General features: G+C 66.5%; 16 protein-coding genes and 1 tRNA gene. 13 read left to right on the top strand and 4 right to left on the bottom strand.

What is annotated here, in order from left to right; genetic code table 11:
• Positions 1 to 248: 248 nt before the first annotated feature.
• The 4 genes from CF70_RS03825 to CF70_RS03810 form a co-directional block, all read right to left on the bottom strand.
• Positions 249 to 323 (bottom strand) — tRNA-Val (locus tag CF70_RS03825).
• A gap of 120 nt (positions 324 to 443) precedes the next feature.
• Entirely contained in the window at positions 444 to 1,166 is a 723-nt protein-coding gene (dnaQ, locus tag CF70_RS03820; protein WP_035860585.1) for a DNA polymerase III subunit epsilon, read from the bottom strand.
• Positions 1,167 to 1,217: 51 nt separating this feature from the next.
• Positions 1,218 to 1,655: a ribonuclease HI gene (gene rnhA, locus CF70_RS03815; protein WP_035860662.1), complete on the bottom strand. Its 438-nt coding sequence runs from the start codon at positions 1,653 to 1,655 to the stop codon at positions 1,218 to 1,220.
• Positions 1,656 to 1,744: 89 nt separating this feature from the next.
• The gene (locus CF70_RS03810; protein ID WP_035860582.1) at positions 1,745 to 2,536 is read right to left on the bottom strand and encodes a class I SAM-dependent methyltransferase; all 792 of its coding nucleotides are present in this window, start codon (positions 2,534 to 2,536) and stop codon (positions 1,745 to 1,747) included.
• 10 nt (positions 2,537 to 2,546) lie between these two features.
• Between CF70_RS03810 and gloB the strand changes: the two genes are divergently transcribed.
• From gloB to carB, 13 genes are all read left to right on the top strand, one after another.
• Entirely contained in the window at positions 2,547 to 3,350 is an 804-nt protein-coding gene (gene gloB, locus CF70_RS03805; protein ID WP_035860579.1) for a hydroxyacylglutathione hydrolase, read from the top strand.
• A 192-nt stretch (positions 3,351 to 3,542) separates the two neighbouring features.
• Positions 3,543 to 5,228, top strand: coding sequence for a transglycosylase SLT domain-containing protein (locus CF70_RS03800; protein WP_035860574.1), 1,686 nt, complete (start codon positions 3,543 to 3,545; stop codon positions 5,226 to 5,228).
• Positions 5,229 to 5,520: 292 nt separating this feature from the next.
• Positions 5,521 to 7,413 carry a propionate--CoA ligase gene (locus CF70_RS03795; RefSeq protein WP_035860572.1) on the top strand — a complete coding sequence of 631 codons (1,893 nt, stop codon included), beginning with the start codon at positions 5,521 to 5,523 and terminating at the stop codon, positions 7,411 to 7,413.
• 277 nt (positions 7,414 to 7,690) lie between these two features.
• Positions 7,691 to 10,072: a bifunctional salicylyl-CoA 5-hydroxylase/oxidoreductase gene (locus tag CF70_RS03790; protein ID WP_035860569.1), complete on the top strand. Its 2,382-nt coding sequence runs from the start codon at positions 7,691 to 7,693 to the stop codon at positions 10,070 to 10,072.
• A 2-nt stretch (positions 10,073 to 10,074) separates the two neighbouring features.
• Positions 10,075 to 10,875: an SDR family NAD(P)-dependent oxidoreductase gene (locus CF70_RS03785; protein WP_035860567.1), complete on the top strand. Its 801-nt coding sequence runs from the start codon at positions 10,075 to 10,077 to the stop codon at positions 10,873 to 10,875.
• Between the two features lie 46 nt (positions 10,876 to 10,921).
• Positions 10,922 to 11,773: an enoyl-CoA hydratase family protein gene (locus CF70_RS03780; protein WP_035860565.1), complete on the top strand. Its 852-nt coding sequence runs from the start codon at positions 10,922 to 10,924 to the stop codon at positions 11,771 to 11,773.
• Positions 11,774 to 11,788: 15 nt separating this feature from the next.
• Complete coding sequence (locus CF70_RS03775; RefSeq protein ID WP_035860562.1) at positions 11,789 to 12,952, top strand: acyl-CoA dehydrogenase family protein; 1,164 nt, start codon at positions 11,789 to 11,791, stop codon at positions 12,950 to 12,952.
• Positions 12,953 to 13,015: 63 nt separating this feature from the next.
• Positions 13,016 to 14,689, top strand: coding sequence for an AMP-binding protein (locus CF70_RS03770; RefSeq protein ID WP_035860560.1), 1,674 nt, complete (start codon positions 13,016 to 13,018; stop codon positions 14,687 to 14,689).
• Positions 14,686 to 15,126: an acyl-CoA thioesterase gene (locus CF70_RS03765; protein ID WP_035860558.1), complete on the top strand. Its 441-nt coding sequence runs from the start codon at positions 14,686 to 14,688 to the stop codon at positions 15,124 to 15,126. Before CF70_RS03770 ends, CF70_RS03765 begins: the two co-directional genes overlap by 4 nt.
• A 90-nt stretch (positions 15,127 to 15,216) precedes the next feature.
• Positions 15,217 to 15,627, top strand: coding sequence for a RidA family protein (locus CF70_RS03760; protein ID WP_035860557.1), 411 nt, complete (start codon positions 15,217 to 15,219; stop codon positions 15,625 to 15,627).
• Positions 15,628 to 15,964: 337 nt separating this feature from the next.
• A complete protein-coding gene (gene carA / locus CF70_RS03755; protein WP_035860554.1) occupies positions 15,965 to 17,101 on the top strand; it encodes a glutamine-hydrolyzing carbamoyl-phosphate synthase small subunit in 1,137 nt (378 codons plus the stop codon).
• Between the two features lie 61 nt (positions 17,102 to 17,162).
• The gene (leuE, locus tag CF70_RS03750) at positions 17,163 to 17,843 is read left to right on the top strand and encodes a leucine efflux protein LeuE (protein WP_035860552.1); all 681 of its coding nucleotides are present in this window, start codon (positions 17,163 to 17,165) and stop codon (positions 17,841 to 17,843) included.
• A gap of 65 nt (positions 17,844 to 17,908) precedes the next feature.
• Entirely contained in the window at positions 17,909 to 21,157 is a 3,249-nt protein-coding gene (gene carB, locus CF70_RS03745; RefSeq protein ID WP_035860550.1) for a carbamoyl-phosphate synthase large subunit, read from the top strand.
• The last annotated feature ends 125 nt before the right edge of the window (positions 21,158 to 21,282 follow it).

The following is a 21,282-nucleotide window of genomic DNA, read 5'->3' as shown; positions in this document are numbered from 1 at the left end:
CTGGATGGTACCAAGGAATGACGGTGGAGGAATCCGGATGGCCATGGTCCCGGCACCTTCCTGCAGTGGCCGCCGCTTGGGCGCTTGGGCAATGGACAGAATCGGGGGAGTCGCGGAATCGGGCCGCCCACCTGGGTTCGACGGTATCTTCGATGCAAGGTGTCGCGATGGCTTCGGCGGAAATTCTTTCACCCAAAGAAAAAAGGACTTGGGCTGTCGCCGCAAGTCCTTCATTCTTCACCGAATTTTGGTGGGTGGTACAGGGATTGAACCTGTGACCCCTGCCGTGTGAAGGCAGTGCTCTACCGCTGAGCTAACCACCCCTGCTGCTGCGTTGTTACTGCCGTGCTGCAGAGAAACAAGATTATGTCAGCGCGCTTGTATCTTGTAAAGCCCTTTCTGGAAAATTCTGCAAAAAATCGCTTCGGGCTTTCCTGGCAGGCTCACGCCGCTTCAGCCGCGGGCGCGTTTTCCTGCCACACCACCTTGCCGCCGCTCGCCTTGTCCAGTTGCTTGAGCACGGCCAGGTGCGCGGTGGTCTCTTCCTCGCTGGCCATCAGCACCGGCAGGTCCAGGCGCGAGAGGTCAGTGGATGCCAGGGCGTCGCTTTGCGCGCCGCCGCCGTCGAGCATATCGATGACCAGCGAGTTCTGGCCGCGCGTCATCGCGAGGTAGACCTCGGCCAGCAGTTCCGCATCGAGCAGTGCGCCGTGCAGGGTGCGGTGCGAATTGCTGATGCCGAGGCGGTCGCACAGCGCATCGAGCGAATTGCGCTTGCCGGGGAACATCTGGCGCGCTTCGCGCAGGGTGTCGATCACATTGCCCGCGTGCTCGCGAAACGGGGGCAGCCCGACCAGCTTGAATTCCATGTCGAGGAAGCCAAGGTCGAAGGGCGCGTTGTGAATGATCAGTTCGGCGTCCTGGACGAACTCCCGGATCTCGTGCACCACTTCCGCGAACTTGGGCTTGTCGGCCAGGAATTCGACGGTGATGCCGTGCACCGCGATCGCGCCTTCGTCGATATCGCGTTCCGGGTTGACGTAGAAGTGCAGGTGCCTGCCCGTGAGGCGGCGGTTGAGCAGCTCCACGCAGCCGATTTCAATCAGGCGGTCGCCGGTGGCGGCGCTAAGGCCGGTGGTTTCGGTGTCGAGAACGATCTGTCGCATGGCGGGCATTCTAACCGGAGGGGCGGGGCAGGCGGCCGTCGGGGCCGGTCCTTAACCCTTGAGCGAGTCCACGCCGCGGTTGGCGAGGGCGTCGGCGCGCTCGTTGCCCGGATGGCCGTTGTGGCCGCGCACCCAGTGCCAGGAGATGTCGTGCTGCTGCGCGAGCTTGTCCATTTCCTGCCAGAGGTCGGCGTTTTTCACCGGCTTCTTGTCGGCGGTCTTCCAGCCGCGCGCCTTCCAGCCCGGCAGCCATTCGCCGATGCCTTTCTGCACGTACTGGGAGTCGGTGTAGACCTTGATCCGGCACGGCCGCTTGAGCGCGCGCAGGGCTTCAATCACGGCAGTCATTTCCATGCGGTTGTTGGTGGTCAGGGGCTCGCCGCCGAACAGTTCTTTTTCGTTGCTGCCGGAGACCAGCACAGCGCCCCAGCCGCCGCGGCCGGGGTTGCCTTTGCAGGCGCCGTCAGAGTAGATGGTGACGTCTTCGATTTCGTTGGATTGCATTGCGTTGTCGCTAAGGTTGGCACGGCAATGGCGCGCGGTGCCGACCGGGGTGATTGGGTGTGCGCCGGTGGCGCTCAATGCTCGTCGCCGGGCGCCTTGCCGTGGGTGCCCGTGGGCGAGGCCACCGGCGCGGCGACGGGTGACAGTGCCGTCTTGGGACTCTTCCAGGCGGGGCCGACCAGGCGGATATTACGCACGCGCTTGACCGCCGAAATCATATAGACTGAGCCGAAGATCGGCCACCAGCGGTCGCCGGCCTTTTCCATGAAGGCGGTGCGCTGCAGCCAGCGCTCTGTGTGGTAGGGCGGGCAATAGCAGCCAAACCGGCCGCGGATGATATCGAAACCCAGCAGTTTGAGCCAGTCCTTGATCCGCACGAAACCGATCGACTGGCTGTCGTTGGGCAGGAAAGGATCGGCGCCCAGCCGCTTGAGGCCCTGGCGCGCGCCCCACAGGCTCATGGGGTTGAAGCAGGTCACCACGACGCGGCCTTCGGGCATCAGCACTCGCGATACCTCGCGCAGCACCTCGTGGGGATCTTCCGAAAACTCCAGGATATGGGGCAGGGTGATCAGATCGATACTTTGCGTTTCGAACGGCAATTCGTCGAAGCGGCACAGCAGCTGGCGGGCGTCGGCCTGGGCGCGTGGGCCATGGGGGCCGCTGCCGGGAGCCAGCGCCAGTGCGGAGAACGGCATGCGGTTTTCGCGCAGCGTGTCGATGTGCGGCAGGCCAAGCTGCACCGCGTGGTAGCCGAAGATATCCACGACGGTCCGGTCGTACTGACCCTGCTCCCACTGGAGCATGTATTGCCCGGGAGGCGAGGCAAGCCAGTCTTCCCAATTTATAATCGGACGCTTGGACATAGGAGCACGCATGTTGAAGGTGGAGCCGATTCCCGCATTCCAGGATAACTATATCTGGGCTATCCACGACGGTCACTGCGCCGCCGTGGTCGACCCGGGCGAAGCCGCGCCGGTCGAGGCTTTCCTGGCACGCGCGGGGCTGGTGCTGGGCGCTATTGTAATCACCCATCATCATGGCGATCACCAGGGCGGGGTTGCCGGGCTGCTGGCGGCGCATCCGGTGGCGCCGGATGGCGCGCCATTGCCCGTGATCGGGCCGGCCGGCGAACGCATCGGCGGGCGTACCGTGGCCGTGCGCGAAGGCGACACCGTGGCGGTGGCCCATCCCGCGCTGCGGCTCAAGGTGCTCGACGTGCCGGGTCACACTGCCGGTCACGTCGCCTACGTGGCGGATCTGCCCGGCGCCGGTCCGGCCGTGTTCTGCGGCGATACGCTGTTCGCCAGCGGATGCGGGCGGCTGTTCGAGGGTTCGCCGGCGCAGATGCTGGCCTCACTGGACAAGCTGGCGGCGCTGCCCGGCGCCACCCGCGTGTATTGCGCCCACGAGTACACGCGCAGCAATGTGCGCTTTGCGCGGGCGGTGGAACCGGACAATGCCGCGCTGGCAGCCTGGGAGGCCCGCGTGGATGCGTTGCGCGCCGCCGGCACGCCCACTGTACCGACCACGGTTGCGCAGGAGCGGGAGGTCAATCCCTTCCTGCGTTCGCGCGAACCTTCGGTACGCCTGGCGGTGGCCGCCCATGCGGGTGGCCCGGCAGCCAACGACGCGGCGGCCTTCGGCGCGCTGCGTGGCTGGAAAGACAATTTCCGCTGATTCCTTATTGCCACAGGCCGGCGTGGCGGACCCGCCAGCCGTTGACCCCGCAAGCCGGGAGGGCGATTCCCGTGTACCTGTCATGTTCCTGGCGGCGCTGCCCTGGCGCCGCCGCAGGGAAAATTTCATTGACGCGAAAGCCGCTTTTTCTTAGCATCAGGCAAATTTTTAGCGTCACGATTTGAGAACTTAATGAAAATTGGTCGATTACTGGCGGTGGTTGCGTGTGCCGCGCTGCTCGCAGCGTGTGCCGGCACGCCAACTCCGCCCGGCGCCGCCGATGGCGTCAGCACGACCGCCTCCGCTTCCAAACCTGCGTATTCGAAGCCCGATCCGCTCAATTCGATCAACAGCGCGGCCGTGATCAACCTGGACCGCGACAGCCTCGACTGGATGCGCGGGCCGTCGAGCGACATCTGGGACCGTATCCGCCGCGGATTCGGCATGCCGGACCTGGAAGGCACGCTGGTTGACGATCGCACGCAGTGGTACGCGCAGCGGCCGGAATACATGGAACGGATGGTCGCGCGCTCGAGCCGCTACCTCTATCACATCGTCGAGGAACTGGAACGCCGCAAGATGCCCACGGAGCTGGCGTTGCTGCCCTTCGTGGAAAGCGCCTTCAACCCGCAGGCCGAGTCCACCGCCAAGGCGGCCGGCATGTGGCAGTTCATTCCGAGCACCGGTAAGGACTACAAGCTGAAGCAGAACATGTTCCGCGACGAACGGCGCGATGTGCTGGCGTCGACCGACGCAGCACTGGATTACCTGCAGCGGCTGTACGACATGTTCGGCGACTGGCAACTGGCGCTGGCGGCGTATAACTGGGGCGAGGGCGCGGTTTCGCGGGCCATCGCGCGCAATCAGGCGCGCGGGCTGCCGACGGACTACGCCAGCCTGACCATGCCCAACGAGACGCGCTACTACGTGCCCAAGCTGCAGGCGGTCAAGAACATCATTGCCAACCCCCAGATGTACGGGGTGAAGCTGCCGGATATTCCCGACCACCCGTACTTCGTCACGGTGACCACCTCGCGCGATATCGACGTCTCGCTGGCGGCCAAGCTCGCCAATATGCCGCTCGACGAGTTCAAGGCGCTGAACCCGTCCTTCAACCGGCCGGTGATCCTGGGCGCGGCGAATCCGCAGATCCTGCTGCCTTTCGATAACGCCGAGCGCTTCCAGTACAACCTCAACACCTACCGGGGCGGCCTGTCGAGCTGGACAGCGGTGACGGTGGACAACCGCGAGCGCATCGAGGCGCTGGCGGCGCGGCTGAATATCGACGCGGACACCATTCGCGAGATCAACCGCATTCCCAAGGGCATGCGGCTGAAGGCCGGTTCCACCGTGGTGGTGCCGCGCTCGGAGAATCACAGCCAGGACATCAGCGCCACGCTGGCGGAGAACGCCATAATGGCAGTCGAGCCCGATGTGCCGGACGCGCGCCGCGTGGTAGTGCGCGCGGGGCGGCGCGACACGGTGGTTTCGCTGGCGCATCGCTACGGCGTGTCGGCCGGGCAGGTGCAATCCTGGAACAAGCTTTCCGGCACCAAGCTGGTGGCGGGGCAGAGCCTTGTGTTGATGGTGCCGGCGCGTTCGGCGGCCCGTTTCGCCAGTGCCACCGACACGCCGTCCACTGCGTCCGCCCTGGCGCCGGTTCGCGGCGAGCCGGTGCAGGCAACTGCCAAGGGCCGCGCGGCGGGCCGTCAGCGTGTGACGGTGGAGGCGTCCCCGCGCAAGGCTGCTGCCGGCGCCGGCAGGACGGCCAAAGCCGCTCCGGCGGTCCCGGCAGCCAAGGCCGGCGCCAAACCGTCCGCGAAACCGGCCGGCAAGGCCGCCGCGGCGCCTGCCAAGACCAAGGCGCACGCGCGCTGACCGCGCGGGCCGGGCTAGGGCCAACGGGTTCGAGCCAGCGAGTTTGAGCCAGATCAAGGGCGTGCCAATGGCACGCCCTTTTTGCTTGCTGCGGTGTGTCAGCGGTAAGCCTTGCGTAAGCCGGCGTACCCAGACTGCAGGTACCGGTGGGCTGGCTCGGCTTCGGCAAGCCAGCCGCCATGCGCCTGGAATGGTGGCAAACTAACGGGCGAAAGCAGGCAGCATCAGGCGGTTCGCCCGGCCAAGACAAACTGCACATAGACAACCCGCATTCAAGCGGAGGAGACAAGCCATGACGGCTACCCGTGCCCTGCACGCACGCTCAGTGAGCGATCCCGAAGGTTTCTGGGCCGAACAGGCTCGCCGCATCGACTGGGAAACCCCGTTCGAGACCGTGCTGGACGATAGCCGTCCGCCATTTGCCCGGTGGTTCGTTGGCGGGCGCACCAATCTCTGCCACAACGCCGTCGACCGTCACCTGGCGGCGCGCGCGGACCAGCCCGCGCTGATCTATGTGTCGACCGAAACCGGCCAGCATCGCACTTACAGCTACGCCGAGCTGCATGACGAGGTCAACCGCATGGCTGCGATCCTGCAGCAGATGGGCGTGGTCAAGGGCGACCGCGTGCTGATCTACATGCCGATGATTCCCGAGGCCGCCTTTGCCATGCTGGCATGCACGCGGATCGGCGCCATTCACTCGGTGGTGTTCGGCGGCTTCGCCTCGGTCAGCCTGGCCGCGCGCATCGACGACGCGCAGCCGCGTGTGATCGTCAGCGCGGACGCCGGCTCGCGCGCGGGCAAGGTGGTGCCCTACAAGCCGCTGCTCGACGAGGCGGTGACGCTGGCCGCGCACAAGCCCGAACGCGTGCTGCTGGTGGATCGCCAGCTCGCGCCGATGGCGCTCACGCCCGGCCGCGACGAAGACTACGCAGCCTGGCGCGAGCGCGTGGGCGCGGCGCGCGTGCCGTGCGTCTGGCTCGAATCGAGCGAGCCGTCCTACGTGCTCTACACCTCGGGCACCACCGGCAAACCAAAAGGCGTGCAGCGAGACACCGGCGGCTACGCGGTCGCGCTGGCCACCTCGATGGACTACATTTTCTGCGGCAAGGCTGGCGACACCATGTTTTCCAGCTCCGATATCGGCTGGGTGGTGGGGCACAGCTACATCGTGTACGGGCCGCTGCTGGCCGGCATGGCCACGCTGATGTACGAAGGCACGCCGGTGCGCCCGGACGGCGGCATCCTGTGGCAACTGGTGGAGCAGTACCGCGTGAACATCATGTTCAGCGCGCCCACCGCCATTCGCGTGCTGAAGAAGCAGGACCCGGCCTGGCTCACGCGCTACGACCTCTCCAGCCTGCGCCTGCTGTTCCTGGCCGGCGAGCCGCTCGACGAACCCACCGCCAGCTGGATCCAGCAGGGCATTGGCAAGCCGGTGGTGGACAACTACTGGCAGACCGAGACGGGCTGGCCGATCATCGCCATCCAGCGCGGTATCGAACCGTTGCCGGCCAAGCTGGGGTCGCCCGGCGTGCCGGTCTATGGCTACGACCTGAAGATCGTCGATGAAGCCACCGGCGCCGAATGCGCGCCGGGGCAGAAAGGCGTGGTCGCCATCGACGGGCCGTTGCCGCCGGGGTGCATGACCACGGTGTGGGGCGACGATGAACGCTTCGTCAAGACCTATTGGTCCGGCGTGCCGGGCCGCCGCTGCTATTCGACGTTCGACTGGGGTGTGCAGGACGAGGACGGCTATATCTTTATCCTGGGCCGCACCGACGACGTCATCAATGTGGCGGGCCACAGGTTGGGCACGCGCGAGATCGAGGAGAGCATCTCGTCGCACCCGGCGGTGGCCGAGGTGGCGGTGGTGGGCGTGCACGATGCGCTGAAGGGGCAGGTGGCGATGGCGTTCGTGATCGCGCGCGACGCGGGCCGCATCGAAACCCAGGCCGACCGGCTGGCGCTGGAAGGCGACGTGATGAAGACCGTGGACCGGCAACTGGGCGCGGTGGCGCGCCCGGCGCGCGTGTTCTTCGTCAATGCGCTGCCCAAGACCCGCTCCGGCAAGCTGCTGCGCCGCGCCATGCAGGCGGTGGCGGAAGGCCGCAACCCCGGCGATCTCACCACGATCGAAGATCCCACCGCGCTGGCGCAACTCCAGGCGGCGATGCAAGGCTGAAGGCTGTCCTGGCCGCCGCGCGCCGGAGGGCGAGCGGCGGCAGAGGCATGTTTTAGGGCTGGAAACGCGGCGTATCCGCCGCTGCCGGGTTGGCTGAACTGGCCTTCCGGGGCACGCGCTGCACCGCGTCAGAGATTGTGCTTGCACGACGGTCCGATGCGGACTAATATTTTAAGCATCAAATATTTAAGCATGATCTAGATGCGCTGCCGCGCATCGCATGTGCCGCGAGGGGCCGGGCCAGCCGGATCCGGGCCGGCGCGCAGGAGACGACAAGATGCGAGTGCTGTGTATCGGCGGAGGCCCCTCGGGCCTGTACTTCGGTTTGCTGATGAAGCTGCGGGATCCCTCCAGCGAGGTCTACGTAGTGGAGCGCAACCGGCCCTACGACACGTTTGGCTGGGGCGTGGTGTTCTCCGACGCCACCATGGACAACCTCAAGCAGGCCGATCCGGTCAGCGCGCAGCAGATCAACGAGGCATTCAACCACTGGGACGATATCGACATCCATATCGGCGGGCGCACCATGCGTTCCGGCGGGCATGGCTTTATCGGCATCGGCCGCAAGCGCCTGCTCAATATCCTGCAGGCACGCTGCGAGGAGTTGGGCGTGCATCTGGTCTTCGAGACCGACGTCACGGATGACCAGGCGCTGGCGCAGCAATACCAGGCCGACATCGTGATCGCCGCCGACGGAATCAACAGCCGCGTGCGCGGCCGCTACGCCGAGACCTTCCAGCCCGACATCGATACCCGCCTGTGCCGCTTTGTCTGGCTTGGCACGCGCAAGTTGTTCGACGCCTTTACCTTCGCCTTCGAAAAGACCGAGCATGGCTGGTTCCAGGCCCATGCCTACCGTTTCGACGACAACACCTCCACCTTTATCGTCGAGGCGCCCGAGCCGGTCTGGCGCGCCGCCGGCATCGAGCAGATGAGCCAGGAGGAGGGCGTGGCCTTCTGCGAGCGCCTGTTTGCCCGCTTCCTGGACGGTAACGCCCTGATCAGCAACGCCACTCACCTGCGCGGCTCGGCCAACTGGATCCGCTTTCCGCGTGTGATCTGCGGCACCTGGGTGCACTGGAACACGCTGGCCGACGGCCGCCGCGTGCCGGTGGTGCTGATGGGCGACGCCGCGCATACCGCGCATTTCTCGATTGGCTCAGGCACCAAGCTGGCGCTGGAAGATGCGATCGACCTCGCCAACAATATCCGCGATGCCGGGCCGGGCGGCGCCGACGTGCTGCCGCAGGCGCTGGAGCGCTACCAGGCCACCCGCAGCGTCGAGGTCCTCAAGATCCAGAATGCCGCGCGCAATTCCACCGAATGGTTCGAGAACGTCGAGCGCTATGCGGGCATGGCGCCGGAGCAGTTCGCCTATTCCCTGCTGACGCGCTCGCAGCGCATCTCGCACGAGAACCTGCGCGTGCGGGATTCCGGCTACGTCGAGGGCTTCGAGCGCTGGCTCGCGGCACAGGCGGCGGCCAACGTTGCCAATGCCGGCCAACCCGCCGATGCGCGCGCGGTGCCGCCGATGTTCACGCCGTTCCGCGTACGCGGCGTCACGCTGAAGAACCGCGTGGTGGTGTCGCCCATGGCCATGTATTCCTGCGAGGACGGCGTGCCCGGCGACTTCCACCTGACCCACCTGGGCGCGCGTGCGCTCGGTGGCGCCGGCATGGTGGTGGCGGAGATGACCTGTACATCTCCGGATGCGCGCATCACCCCGGGATGCCCGGGTTTGTGGAACGACGCGCAGCGCGACGCCTGGCGCCGCATCGTCGATTTCGTGCACGCCAACAGCGATGCGCGCATCGCCATGCAGATTGGCCACGCCGGGCGCAAGGGTTCGACCCAGCTCGGCTGGGAAGCGATGGACTACCCGCTTGCCAGCGGCAACTGGCCGGTGATGTCGGCCTCGCCGCTGCCCTATATGCCGGGCGTGTCGCAAGTGCCGCGCGAGATGAGCCGCGCGGACATGGATCAGGTGCGGGATGATTTCGTGGCCGCCGCGCGGCGTGCCGCGCAGGCGGGTTTCGACTGGCTCGAGCTGCACTGCGCCCACGGCTACCTGCTCTCCAGCTTTATCTCGCCGCTGACCAACCAGCGCAGCGACGAATACGGCGGCTCGCTGGCCGCGCGGCTGCGCTACCCGCTCGAAGTCTTTGCCGCGGTACGGGCCGTGTGGCCCCACGAGCGCCCGATGTCGGTGCGGATTTCGGCGCACGACTGGGTCGAAGGCGGCATCACGCCGGACGATGCGATCGAGATCGCACGTGCCTTCAAGAGCGCGGGCGCCGATATGATCGACTGTTCTTCGGGGCAGGTGAGTCCTGACCAGGCGCCGGTGTACGGGCGCATGTACCAGACGCCGTTTGCCGACCGCATCCGCAACGAGGCCGGCATCGCCACCATCGCTGTCGGCGCGATCTTCGAAGCCGACCACGTCGACAGCATCATCGCCGCCGGCCGTGCCGACCTGTGCGCGATTGCCCGCCCGCACCTGGCGGACCCCGCCTGGACCATCCACGAGGCAGCGCGGCTGGGCCATCGCGACCTGGCATGGCCCAAGCAATACCAGGCCGGCAAGCGCCAGCTGGAAACCAACCTGGAGCGGGCCGCGCAACAGGCACGGCAAGCCCGTCAGCCCGAGGATCACTGAGCATGAGCGCCTATCTTTCCCTGCAGGGGCGGCACGCGCTGGTCACCGGTGGCGGACGCGGCATCGGTGCGGCCATTGCGCGCCGCCTGCTCGCGCAAGGCGCCAGCGTCACCTTGCTGGGGCGCGACGCGGCCACGCTGGCAGCGACAGCCGATGCGCTCGCCGAGGCGGTCGTCGCGCCCGCCATGCTCGGCACGGTGACGGCGGATATTTCGCAGGCCGACAGCGTGGCGGCGGCGTTCGCGGAAGCGTCCGGCCGCGCGGGCCCGGTCGACCTGCTGATCAACAACGCCGGGCAGGCGCGCAGCGCGAGCTTCGCCAGGACGGATCTCGCCCTGTGGCATTCCATGCTCGAGGTCAACCTGACCGGCACTTTCCTCTGCACGCAGGCAGCGCTGCCGGGCATGCTGGAACGCGGCTGGGGCCGCATCGTCAATGTGGCCAGCACGGCCGGGCTGGTTGGCTACGGCTATGTCAGCGCCTACTGCGCGGCCAAGCATGGCGTGATCGGACTGACCCGCTCGCTGGCGCTGGAAGTGGCGAGCAGCGGCGTGACCGTCAATGCGGTCTGCCCTGGCTATACCGAGACCGACATCGTGCGCGACGCGGTCGCCAATATCATGAGCAAGACCGGCCGCACCGAGGCGCAGGCCCGGGCCGAGTTGTCCAAGGGCAATCCGCAGGGCAGGCTGGTGCAGCCGGACGAGGTGGCTGACGCGGTCGCATGGCTGTGCCAGCCCACCGCCAGCGCGATCACCGGGCAGGCCATCGCAGTGGCCGGCGGCGAGGTCATGCCGGGTTGATCCCGAACGAATTCGAGAAAACCAGAACAGGCAAGCGAGAAACGAGATGAGTGAAATAGCACTGGACATGCGCCACCACAAGCGCAGCTTTGCCGGCTACCAGCCGCAGCACTTCCTGTGGTCGGTCTCGGCCGACGGCAAGGTCGGCACCGTGACGCTGAACCGCCCCGAGCGCAAGAACCCGCTCACCTTCGATTCCTACGCCGAACTGCGCGATCTGTTTCGCGCGCTGTGCTACGCCACGGACATCAAGACCGTGGTGATCACCGGCGCCGGCGGCAACTTCTGCTCGGGCGGCGACGTCCACGAAATCATCGGCCCGCTCACCCGCATGACCATGCCCGAGCTGCTCGAGTTCACGCGCATGACCGGCGACCTGATCAAGGCCATGCGGGCCTGCCCGCAACCGGTCATCAGCGCCGTCGACGGCATCTGCGCGGGCGCCGGCGCGATGATGGCGCTGGCCTCGGATATGCGGCTGGGCACCGAGCAGGCGAAGACCGCCTTCCTGTTCGTGCGGGTAGGCCTGGCAGGCGCGGACATGGGCGCCTGCTCGCTGCTGCCGCGCGTGATCGGACAAGGCCGTGCCAGCGAGCTGCTGTACACCGGCCGGGCGATGAATGCGCAGGAAGGGCTGCAATGGGGCTTCTTCAACGCGCTGCACGCACCGGACGCGGTACTCGCCGAAGCCCGGTCGCTGGCAGCGCAAATCGCCGCCGGGCCCACCTTCGCCCACGGCGTGACCAAGAAGCTGCTGCACCAGGAATGGAACATGGGCCTGGACGAAGCCATCGAGGCCGAGGCCGAGGCGCAGGCCATCTGCATGCAGACCAAGGACTTCCGCCGGGCCTACGACGCGTTCGTGGCCAAGACGCGGCCCGTGTTCGAAGGCGACTGAAAGGGTACGAACTTCATGTCCGACAAAAGCTATCTCGCCCTGCCGTTCTTCGGCGACGCGCACCGCGAACTGGAACAACGGCTCGACGCGTGGGCCACGGCCTCGCTCGCGGTCGATCACAGCGACACCGACGCCGCCTGCCGCGCGCTGGTGCGCCAGCTTGGCGAGGCCGGCTGGCTGCGCTACTGCGTGCCCGCTGCCTATGGCGGCGCGCTCGAAACGCTCGACTCGCGCTCGCTGTGCCTGCTGCGCGAGACCCTCGCCCGTCACGACGGCCTGGCCGATTTTGCCTTCGCCATGCAGGGCCTGGGCAGCGGCGCCATCACGCTGGCGGGCAGTGACGCCATGCGCGAGCGCTACCTGCCGCGCGTGGCGCGCGGCGAGGCGATCGCTGCGTTCGCCCTGTCCGAGCCCGACGCCGGGTCCGATGTGGCAGCAATGCAATGCCGCGCGGTACTGGACGGCGATCACTACGTGATCGATGGCGAGAAGACCTGGATCTCCAACGGCGGCATCGCCGACTTCTACTGCGTGTTCGCCCGCACCGGCGAAGCGCCGGGCGCGCGCGGCATCTCCGCCTTCGTGGTGGACGCGGACACGCCGGGCCTGACCATCGCCGAGCGGATCGATGTCATGGCGCCGCACCCGCTTGCCACGCTGCGTTTCGAGAACTGCCGGGTGCCGGTCGGCGCGCGGCTGGGCGAAGCAGGGCAGGGCTTCAAAGTGGCCATGATGACGCTGGACATTTTCCGCGCCTCGGTGGCGGCCGCCTCGCTGGGCTTCGGCCGCGCCGCGCTTGACGAAGCACTCGCGCGCGCCACCGCGCGGCCCATGTTCGGCGGCGTGCTGGCCGACCTGCAACTGACCCAGGCGGCAATCGGCGACATGGCCACCGCCATCGACGCGGCTGCGCTGCTGACCTACCGCGCCGCGTGGCTGCGCGATGTGGCCGGTGTGCGCACCACGCGCGAAGCGGCAATGGCCAAGATGGTGGCCACCGAGAACGCGCAGCAGGTCATTGACCGCGCCGTGCAGATGTTCGGCGGGCTCGGCGTCAAGGTGGGCACGCGCGTGGAGAGCCTGTACCGGGAGATCCGTTCGCTGCGGATCTACGAAGGTGCCACCGAAGTGCAGAAGCTGATCATCGCGCGCGAAACGCTGGCACAGCATCGCGCATAGCGTGATTGACGCGGCCGGACAGCCCTTACCAGCATCACCAGAATGAAGGAAGCGGAGACAACCATGGCGAGCACAGCCCACCTAGATACTTTTGCACGCGACCGCCTGCCGCCCCCGCAGCAGTGGCCGGAACTGCTGTTCAACGCGGACACGCAATATCCGGAGCGCATGAACTGCGCGCTGGAACTGGTCGAGCGCCATGTGCGCGAAGGGCGGGGCGAGCGCATCGCGATCCGCTACGAGCAGGACGGCGCCCATCGCACCGTCAGCTATGCCGAACTGGCAGCGCTCTCCAACCGCATCGCCCACGTGCTGACCGGCGATATGAAGCTGGTGCCGGGCAATCGCGTGCTGCTGCGCGGCCCCAACAACCTGATGATGGCAGCGTGCTGGCTGGCGGTGGTCAAGGCGGGGCTGATCGCGGTGCCGACCATGCCGTTGCTGCGCGCCAAGGAACTCAAGCAGGTGATCGACCGTGCCGCGGTCAGCGCGGCGTTGTGCGACGAGCGCCTGCGCGAAGAACTCGAAGCCAATCTGGATCCCGGCAACGAGCACCATTGCCCGAGCCTGGCGCAGGTGCGCTACTTCAACGGCAGCGGCGCAGGTTCGGTGGAAGCCGCCATGGCCGGCAAGCCCGAGTCGTTCGACGCGTGCGATACCGCTAGCGACGACATCTGCCTGATCGCCTTCACCAGCGGGACCACCGGCCAGCCCAAGGGCACGGTGCATTTCCACCGCGATGTGATCGCCATGTGCGACCTGTTCCCGCGCCATGTGCTCAAGCCGGGGCCGGACGACATCTTCTGCGGCACGCCGCCGCTGGCCTTTACCTTCGGCCTGGGCGGCATCCTGTGTTTCCCGCTGCGGGTGGGAGCGTCCACCGTGCTGGCCGAGCGGCTCACGCCCGAGAGCCTGCTGGCGCTGATCCAGTCCTGGCGCGCGACGATCGTGTTCACCGCGCCGACCTTCTACCGGCAGATGGCGGCGCTGGCGCCGGGCTATGACATCTCCAGCCTGAAGAAGAGCGTCTCAGCCGGCGAGGCGCTGCCCGACGCGACGCGCCAGAGCTGGAAGGCGGCCACGGGCATCGAGATGACAGACGGGATCGGCGGCACCGAGATGATGCATATCTTCATTTCCAGCGCCGGCGCGCAAGTCCGGCCGGGCGCTATCGGCAAGGTGGTGCCGGGCTATGTCGCGCAGATTGTCGACGAGTCGATGCAACCGGTGCCGCCCGGCACGGTCGGCAAGCTGGCGGTGCGCGGGCCCACCGGCTGCCGCTACCTGGACGACCCGCGTCAGGCCAGTTATGTGAGGGATGGCTGGAACCTGCCGGGCGACACCTTCATGGCCGATGCCGATGGCTATTACTACTACCAGGCGCGCTCCGACGACATGATCGTCTCTGCCGGTTACAACATTGCCGGGCCGGAAGTGGAAAGCGCGCTGATGCGCCATGACGCGGTGGCCGAATGCGGCGTCGTCGGCATGGCCGATCCGGAGCGCGGGCAGGTCGTCGCCGCCTACGTGGTGCTGCGCCCCGGCGTGGTGGCCAGCGAGGAGATGTGCGCCGCGCTGCAGGCCTACGTCAAGGCCGAGATCGCGCCGTACAAGTATCCGCGCCGGGTGATCTTTGTCGATGCGCTGCCGCGCACCGAGACCGGCAAGCTGCAGCGCTTCCGGTTGCGGCAGATGGCGGAGCAGGCCGGCGCGGCCGGAGGAGGGCGCCAGCCGTGAGCGAAGTGTTCACCAACACCGTGCGGGTGCGCTTCAAGGACTGCGACGCCGCCGGCATCGTGTTCTTCCCGCGGTACTTCGAGATGCTTAACGACCTGGTCGAGGACTGGTTCCGGGAGGCACTGGGCTGGTCCTTCGACGCCATGCATGGTGCGGCACAGGCCGGCGTGCCGACGGCGGAAGTATCCTGCCGCTTCGTGGCGCCCAGCCGGCTGGGCGAATTGCTGACGCGGGAGCTGCGTGTGACGCGGCTGGGGCGCACCAGTTTCTCCTTGCAGGTGCGCTTCGTCGGGCCTGCCGCAGACCTCCGCGTGGAGATTGCCCAGCGCCTGGTGTGCGTCGATACCGGCGAAATGATGCCGCGCGCGCTGCCGCCAGAGGTCCGCGCGGGCATGGAGCGCTTCCTGGCGCCAGGGCAGGAAGCCGCGGCGCTGTAAGCGCGCCACCTGACATCGCGCACCCATGCGCCCGTCCGGGGCGTGGTGCGAGCCAACCAGAACCCAATCACTGACTACGGAAAACCGACCATGAAGATTCTCCAGCCACCAGACTGGGCCGCGCCGCGCGGCTATTCCAACGGCATCATGACCGAGATGCAGGTGGGCAGCCGCCTGCTCTTCGTCGGCGGCCAGATCGGCTGGAACGGCCAGTGCGAGTTCGAAACCGACGACTTTGCCGAGCAGGTCGGCCAGGCGCTGCGCAACATCGTGGCGGTGCTGGCCGCGGGCGGAGCGCGTCCCGATCACATCGTGCGCATGACCTGGTACGTGAAGGACAAGGTGGAATATGTCGCCGCCTACCGCGCCATCGGCGAGCATTACCGGGCCACCATCGGGCGTCACTTCCCGGCCATGACGGCGGTCGAGGTCGCCGATCTGGTGGAGGCCCGCGCCAAGGTGGAGATCGAGGTGACGGCGGTGGTACCTGCCAGCGAATGAGCGGTGCCGGCCGGGCGTTCCGGCCTGCCGGCGGGCGCGCGCAGCGGCCCTGCTGCGTCCGCAAGTCCTTGATAACTTGAGAAAATGGGTGGCGCGGGGTATAATCCAAAAGTTTCGCTTTCAGAACCCCTCACCCTAGCGCCTACCGAATTCCACCTTCCGCCGCCCCCATTTCGCCTTGGCTCCGCCGCATTAATTTGTGTGGCGTATCGAGCACCAGGCGAACGGCCCCGGCGACAAGCATCGCGTCCATCACGCTGCCTGTCGCCCCGCCGGACAACGGGGCAAGAGGCGTTGAGCAGGTCGGTCACGGGGTGAATCCAGCAGGAGCCTACCCGTGTTACCGTCTTTTCCGTCCGCCATTCTCGCGCTTGCAGACGGCACGGTCTTTCGTGGCTATTCCATTGGCGCTTCCGGCCATACCATCGGCGAAGTGGTGTTCAACACCGCTCTGACCGGTTACCAGGAAATCCTCACCGACCCCAGCTATTCCCGGCAGATCGTCACGCTGACGTATCCGCATATCGGCAATGTCGGGGTCAATACTGAGGATGTCGAAGCCACGAAAGTCCATGCCGCCGGCCTGATCATCAAGGATCTGCCGCTTCTGGCCTCCAACTTCCGCAAGGAACATTCCCTCGGCCATTACCTGAAGCAGGAAAAGGTGGTGGCGATCGCCGGCATCGATACCCGCAAGCTGACCCGTATCCTGCGCGAGAAGGGTGCCCAGAACGGCTGCATCCTGGCTGGCGAGGACAATGTGCAGAAGGCCATCGACCTGGCGCGCTCCTTCCCCGGCCTGGCCGGCATGGACCTGGCCAAGGTGGTTTCGGTCAAGGAGCCGTACGAGTGGAACCAGACCGAATGGGCGCTGGGCACCGGCTACGGCAAGCTGGAGTCGCCGCGTTTCCACGTGGTGGCTTTTGACTATGGCGTCAAGTTCAATATCCTGCGCATGCTGGCGGAACGCGGCTGCAAGGTGACCGTGCTGCCGGCGCAAGCCAGCGCCGCCGACGCACTGGCGCTCAACCCGGATGGCATCTTCCTGTCGAACGGGCCCGGCGACCCCGAGCCTTGCGACTACGCGATCCGCGCTACCCGCGAGTTCATCGAACGCGGCATTCCCACATTCGGCATTTGCCTGGGGCACCAGATCATGGCGCTGGCAGTTGGCGCCAAGACGCTGAAGATGAAGTTCGGCCATCATGGCGCGAACCATCCGGTGAAGGACGTGGAGGACGGCCGTGTGGTGATCACCTCGCAGAACCACGGTTTTGCGGTGGACGCCGATACCCTGCCTGCCAACGTGCGCACCACCCACGTGTCGCTGTTCGACGGTTCGCTGCAAGGTTTCGCGCTGACCGACAAGCCCGCCTTCTGCTTCCAGGGCCATCCGGAAGCCTCGCCGGGCCCGCACGACGTGGCTTACCTGTTCGACCGCTTCACCAAGATGATGGCGGACGCACGCCAGTAAGCGCGCAGCGAAGAAGACAAGACGAGAAGATTAGTAGACAGGCAGACCGCAGGACGATCCCATGAACGCCTTTATGCATACCGCGCTGGGCATTACCGATTTCTGGACCTTTGTGCTCGGCACGATTTTTATCGTGCTGCTGCCGGGCCCGAACTCGATGTATGTGCTTTCCGTCGCCGCGCAGCGTGGCGTGCGCGAAGGCTACAAGGGCGCCTGCGGGGTGTTCCTGGGCGACGCCATCCTGATGGTGCTGTCGGCGGCGGGGGTGGCCTCGCTGCTGAAGGCCAGCCCGGGCCTGTTCTACGTGGTGAAGTACATCGGTGCCGCTTACCTCGGCTGGATCGGTTTCCAGATGCTGCGCGGTGCCGTGCGCGGCTGGTCCGGCCGCGGCAGCGATGGCGGGGCCTCGGCACAGGCCGAGATGCCTGTGGACCGTGCCGTCAGCCCGTTCCGCAAGGCGCTGGTGGTGAGCCTGCTCAACCCCAAGGCCATCCTGTTCTTCATCTCCTTCTTCATCCAGTTCGTCGATCCGCAGTTCGGCTATCCGGCGCTGTCCTTTGTCGCGCTGGGGCTGGTGTGCCAGTTGTGCAGCTTTGCCTACCTGACCGCGATCATCTTCGTGGGCGCCAGGCTGGCCGAAGCATTTCGCCGCCGACGACGCCTGTCGGCGGGCATGGCGAGCGGTGTGGGCGCCATGTTCATCGGCTTCGGCGCCAAGCTGGCGACGGCCACCCTGAACTGAATCGAATCCTGATATCCGGTGCGGTCCGCGCGAACGTGGGGACCGGCCAATAATGAGAGCGTGCAATGCCAAAGCGCACAGACATAAAGAGCATCCTGATCATCGGCGCCGGCCCCATCATCATCGGGCAGGCGTGCGAGTTCGACTATTCCGGCGCCCAGGCCTGCAAGGCGCTGCGCGAGGAAGGCTTCAAGGTCATCCTGGTCAACTCCAATCCGGCCACGATCATGACCGATCCCAACACGGCCGATGTGACCTACATCGAGCCGATTACCTGGGAAGTGGTCGAGCGCATCATTGAGAAAGAGCGTCCCGACGCGATCCTGCCGACCATGGGCGGCCAGACCGCGCTGAACTGCGCGCTGGACCTGCATCGCCATGGCGTGCTGGACAAGTACAAGGTCGAGCTGATCGGCGCGTCGCCGGAAGCCATCGACAAGGCCGAGGACCGCCAGAAGTTCAAGGAGGCGATGACCAAGATCGGCCTGGGTTCGGCCAAGTCCGGCATCGCCCACTCGATGGAAGAAGCACTGGCCGTGCAGACGCAGATCGCCAAGGAAACCGCGACCGGCGGCTACCCCATCGTGATCCGCCCGTCGTTCACGCTGGGCGGCTCCGGCGGCGGCATCGCCTACAACCGCGAGGAATTCGAGGAAATCTGCAAGCGCGGCCTGGATCTCTCGCCGACCCGCGAACTGCTGATCGAAGAATCGCTGCTGGGCTGGAAAGAGTATGAGATGGAAGTGGTCCGCGACAAGAAGGACAACTGCATCATCATCTGCTCGATCGAGAACCTGGACCCGATGGGCATCCACACCGGCGACTCCATCACGGTGGCGCCGGCCCAGACCCTGACCGACAAGGAATACCAGATCCTGCGTAACGCCTCGCTGGCGGTGCTGCGCGAGATCGGCGTCGATACCGGCGGCTCCAATGTGCAGTTCTCGATCAACCCGGCCGACGGCCGCATGATCGTGATCGAGATGAACCCCCGCGTGTCGCGTTCGTCGGCGCTGGCGTCCAAGGCCACCGGCTTCCCGATCGCCAAGGTTGCCGCCAAGCTGGCGGTGGGCTACACGCTGGACGAGCTGAAGAACGAAATCACCGGCGGTGCGACCCCGGCCTCGTTCGAGCCGTCGATCGACTACGTGGTCACCAAGGTGCCGCGTTTTGCCTTCGAGAAGTTCCCGCAGGCCGACAGCCACCTGACCACCCAGATGAAGTCGGTGGGTGAAGTGATGGCCATGGGCCGTACCTTCCAGGAATCGTTCCAGAAGGCGCTGCGCGGACTGGAAGTCGGCGTGGACGGCCTGGACGACAAGTCCACCGACCGCGACGAGATCGTCGAGGAAATCGGCGAAGCCGGCCCGGACCGCATCTGGTACGTGGGCGACGCCTTCCGTATCGGCATGTCGCTGGAAGAAGTGCACGCCGAGACCGACATCGACCCGTGGTTCCTGGCCCAGATCGAAGACATCGTCAAGACCGAGACCCTGGTCAAGGCACGCAAGCTGGACAGCCTGTCGGCCGCCGAGCTGCGCCACCTGAAGCAGAAGGGCTTCTCGGATCGCCGCCTGGCCAAGCTGATGGGCGCCGAGCCCAAGGCCGTGCGCGCCGCGCGCCATGCCGCCGGCGTGCGCCCGGTGTACAAGCGCGTGGACACCTGCGCTGCCGAGTTCGCCACCAATACCGCCTACATGTACGGCACGTATGAAGCCGAGCATGGCGAGTGCGAAGCCGAGCCCACCGCCAATCGCAAGATCATGGTGCTGGGCGGCGGTCCGAACCGGATCGGCCAGGGTATCGAGTTCGACTACTGCTGCGTGCATGCCGCGCTGGCGCTGCGCGAGGACGGGTACGAGACCATCATGGTCAATTGCAACCCGGAAACCGTGTCGACCGACTACGACACCTCGGACCGCCTCTACTTCGAGCCGCTGACGCTGGAAGACGTGCTGGAAATCGTCGACAAGGAAAAGCCCGTCGGCGTGATCGTGCAGTACGGCGGCCAGACCCCGCTGAAGCTGGCGCTGGACCTGGAAGCCAACGGCGTGCCCATCATCGGCACCAGCCCCGACATGATCGACGCCGCGGAAGACCGCGAGCGTTTCCAGAAGCTGCTGCATGAGCTGGGCCTGCGCCAGCCGCCCAACCGCACCGCGCGTGCTGAGGACGAAGCGCTGCGCCTGGCCACCGAGATCGGCTACCCGCTGGTGGTGCGTCCGTCGTACGTACTGGGCGGCCGCGCGATGGAAATCGTGCACGAGCCGCGCGACCTCGAACGCTATATGCGCGAAGCCGTCAAGGTGTCGCATGACTCCCCGGTGCTGCTGGACCGTTTCCTGAACGACGCCATCGAGTGCGACGTCGACGCCCTGTGCGACGGCCAGCGCGTGTTTATCGGCGGCGTGATGGAGCACATCGAGCAAGCCGGCGTGCACTCGGGCGACTCCGCCTGCTCGCTGCCGCCGTACTCGCTGGCGCAAGCCACCGTGGACGAGCTCAAGCGCCAGACCGCCGCCATGGCCAAGGCCCTGAACGTGGTCGGCCTGATGAACGTGCAGTTCGCCATCCAGCAGGTCAACGGCGAGGATATCGTCTACGTGCTGGAAGTGAACCCCCGCGCCTCGCGTACGGTGCCGTACGTGTCCAAGGCCACCGGCTTGTCGCTGGCCAAGATCGCCGCGCGCTGCATGGCCGGCCAGACGCTGGATTCGCAAGGCATCCATGACGAAGTGGTGCCGCCGTACTACAGCGTGAAGGAAGCGGTGTTCCCGTTCAACAAGTTCCCCGGCGTCGACCCGGTGCTCGGACCTGAAATGCGCTCCACCGGCGAGGTGATGGGCGTGGGCAAGACCTTCGGCGAAGCGCTCTTCAAGAGCCAGCTCGCCGCCGGTTCGCGCCTGCCGGAGAAGGGCACGGTGCTGCTGACCGTGAAGGACAGCGACAAGCCGCACGCCGTGGGCGTGGCGCGCATGCTGCACGATATGGGCTACCCCATCGTCGCCACCCGCGGTACCGCCTCGGCCATCGAAGCCGCCGGCATCCCGGTGCGCGTGGTCAACAAGGTGAAGGACGGCCGCCCGCATATCGTCGACATGCTGAAGAACGGCGAACTGGCGCTGGTGTTCACCACCGTGGACGAAACCCGCACCGCTATCGCCGACTCGCGTTCGATCCGTATCTCGGCCCTGGCCAGCCGGGTGCCGTACTACACCACCATCGCCGGCGCGCGCGCCGCGGTGGAGGGGCTGAAGCACATGCAGAGCCTGGAGGTCTACGACCTGCAAGGCCTGCACGCCTCGCTGGCCTGACGGCCCCTTTGGGCCCCCCGGGGCTGCCCGCAGTTGCTGCGGGCAGCCCTCATGGCCTAAACTAACAGCAATACCGTCGATCCGCCGACCGGGCAAGCGTCCGGGCAATGGGTCGATCCAACCTG

The organism is Cupriavidus sp. SK-3 (assembly GCF_000611145.1).
Taxonomy (GTDB): domain Bacteria; phylum Pseudomonadota; class Gammaproteobacteria; order Burkholderiales; family Burkholderiaceae; genus Cupriavidus.
The sequence above is the reverse complement of the archived record's forward strand: the minus strand, read 5'-3'. Positions and strand labels throughout refer to the sequence as shown.

Coding starts and splice junctions, on each gene's coding strand:
- CF70_RS03810 (WP_035860582.1), bottom strand. CDS start 2,536: ATGTCCAAGCGTCCGATTATAAATTGGGAAGACTGGCTTGCCTCGCCT.
- CF70_RS03770 (WP_035860560.1), top strand. CDS start 13,016: ATGGCGAGCACAGCCCACCTAGATACTTTTGCACGCGACCGCCTGCCG.
- CF70_RS03760 (WP_035860557.1), top strand. CDS start 15,217: ATGAAGATTCTCCAGCCACCAGACTGGGCCGCGCCGCGCGGCTATTCC.
- CF70_RS03780 (WP_035860565.1), top strand. CDS start 10,922: ATGAGTGAAATAGCACTGGACATGCGCCACCACAAGCGCAGCTTTGCC.
- CF70_RS03785 (WP_035860567.1), top strand. CDS start 10,075: ATGAGCGCCTATCTTTCCCTGCAGGGGCGGCACGCGCTGGTCACCGGT.
- CF70_RS03775 (WP_035860562.1), top strand. CDS start 11,789: ATGTCCGACAAAAGCTATCTCGCCCTGCCGTTCTTCGGCGACGCGCAC.
- dnaQ (WP_035860585.1), bottom strand. CDS start 1,166: ATGCGACAGATCGTTCTCGACACCGAAACCACCGGCCTTAGCGCCGCC.
- leuE (WP_035860552.1), top strand. CDS start 17,163: ATGAACGCCTTTATGCATACCGCGCTGGGCATTACCGATTTCTGGACC.
- CF70_RS03795 (WP_035860572.1), top strand. CDS start 5,521: ATGACGGCTACCCGTGCCCTGCACGCACGCTCAGTGAGCGATCCCGAA.
- CF70_RS03800 (WP_035860574.1), top strand. CDS start 3,543: ATGAAAATTGGTCGATTACTGGCGGTGGTTGCGTGTGCCGCGCTGCTC.
- CF70_RS03790 (WP_035860569.1), top strand. CDS start 7,691: ATGCGAGTGCTGTGTATCGGCGGAGGCCCCTCGGGCCTGTACTTCGGT.
- carB (WP_035860550.1), top strand. CDS start 17,909: ATGCCAAAGCGCACAGACATAAAGAGCATCCTGATCATCGGCGCCGGC.
- gloB (WP_035860579.1), top strand. CDS start 2,547: ATGTTGAAGGTGGAGCCGATTCCCGCATTCCAGGATAACTATATCTGG.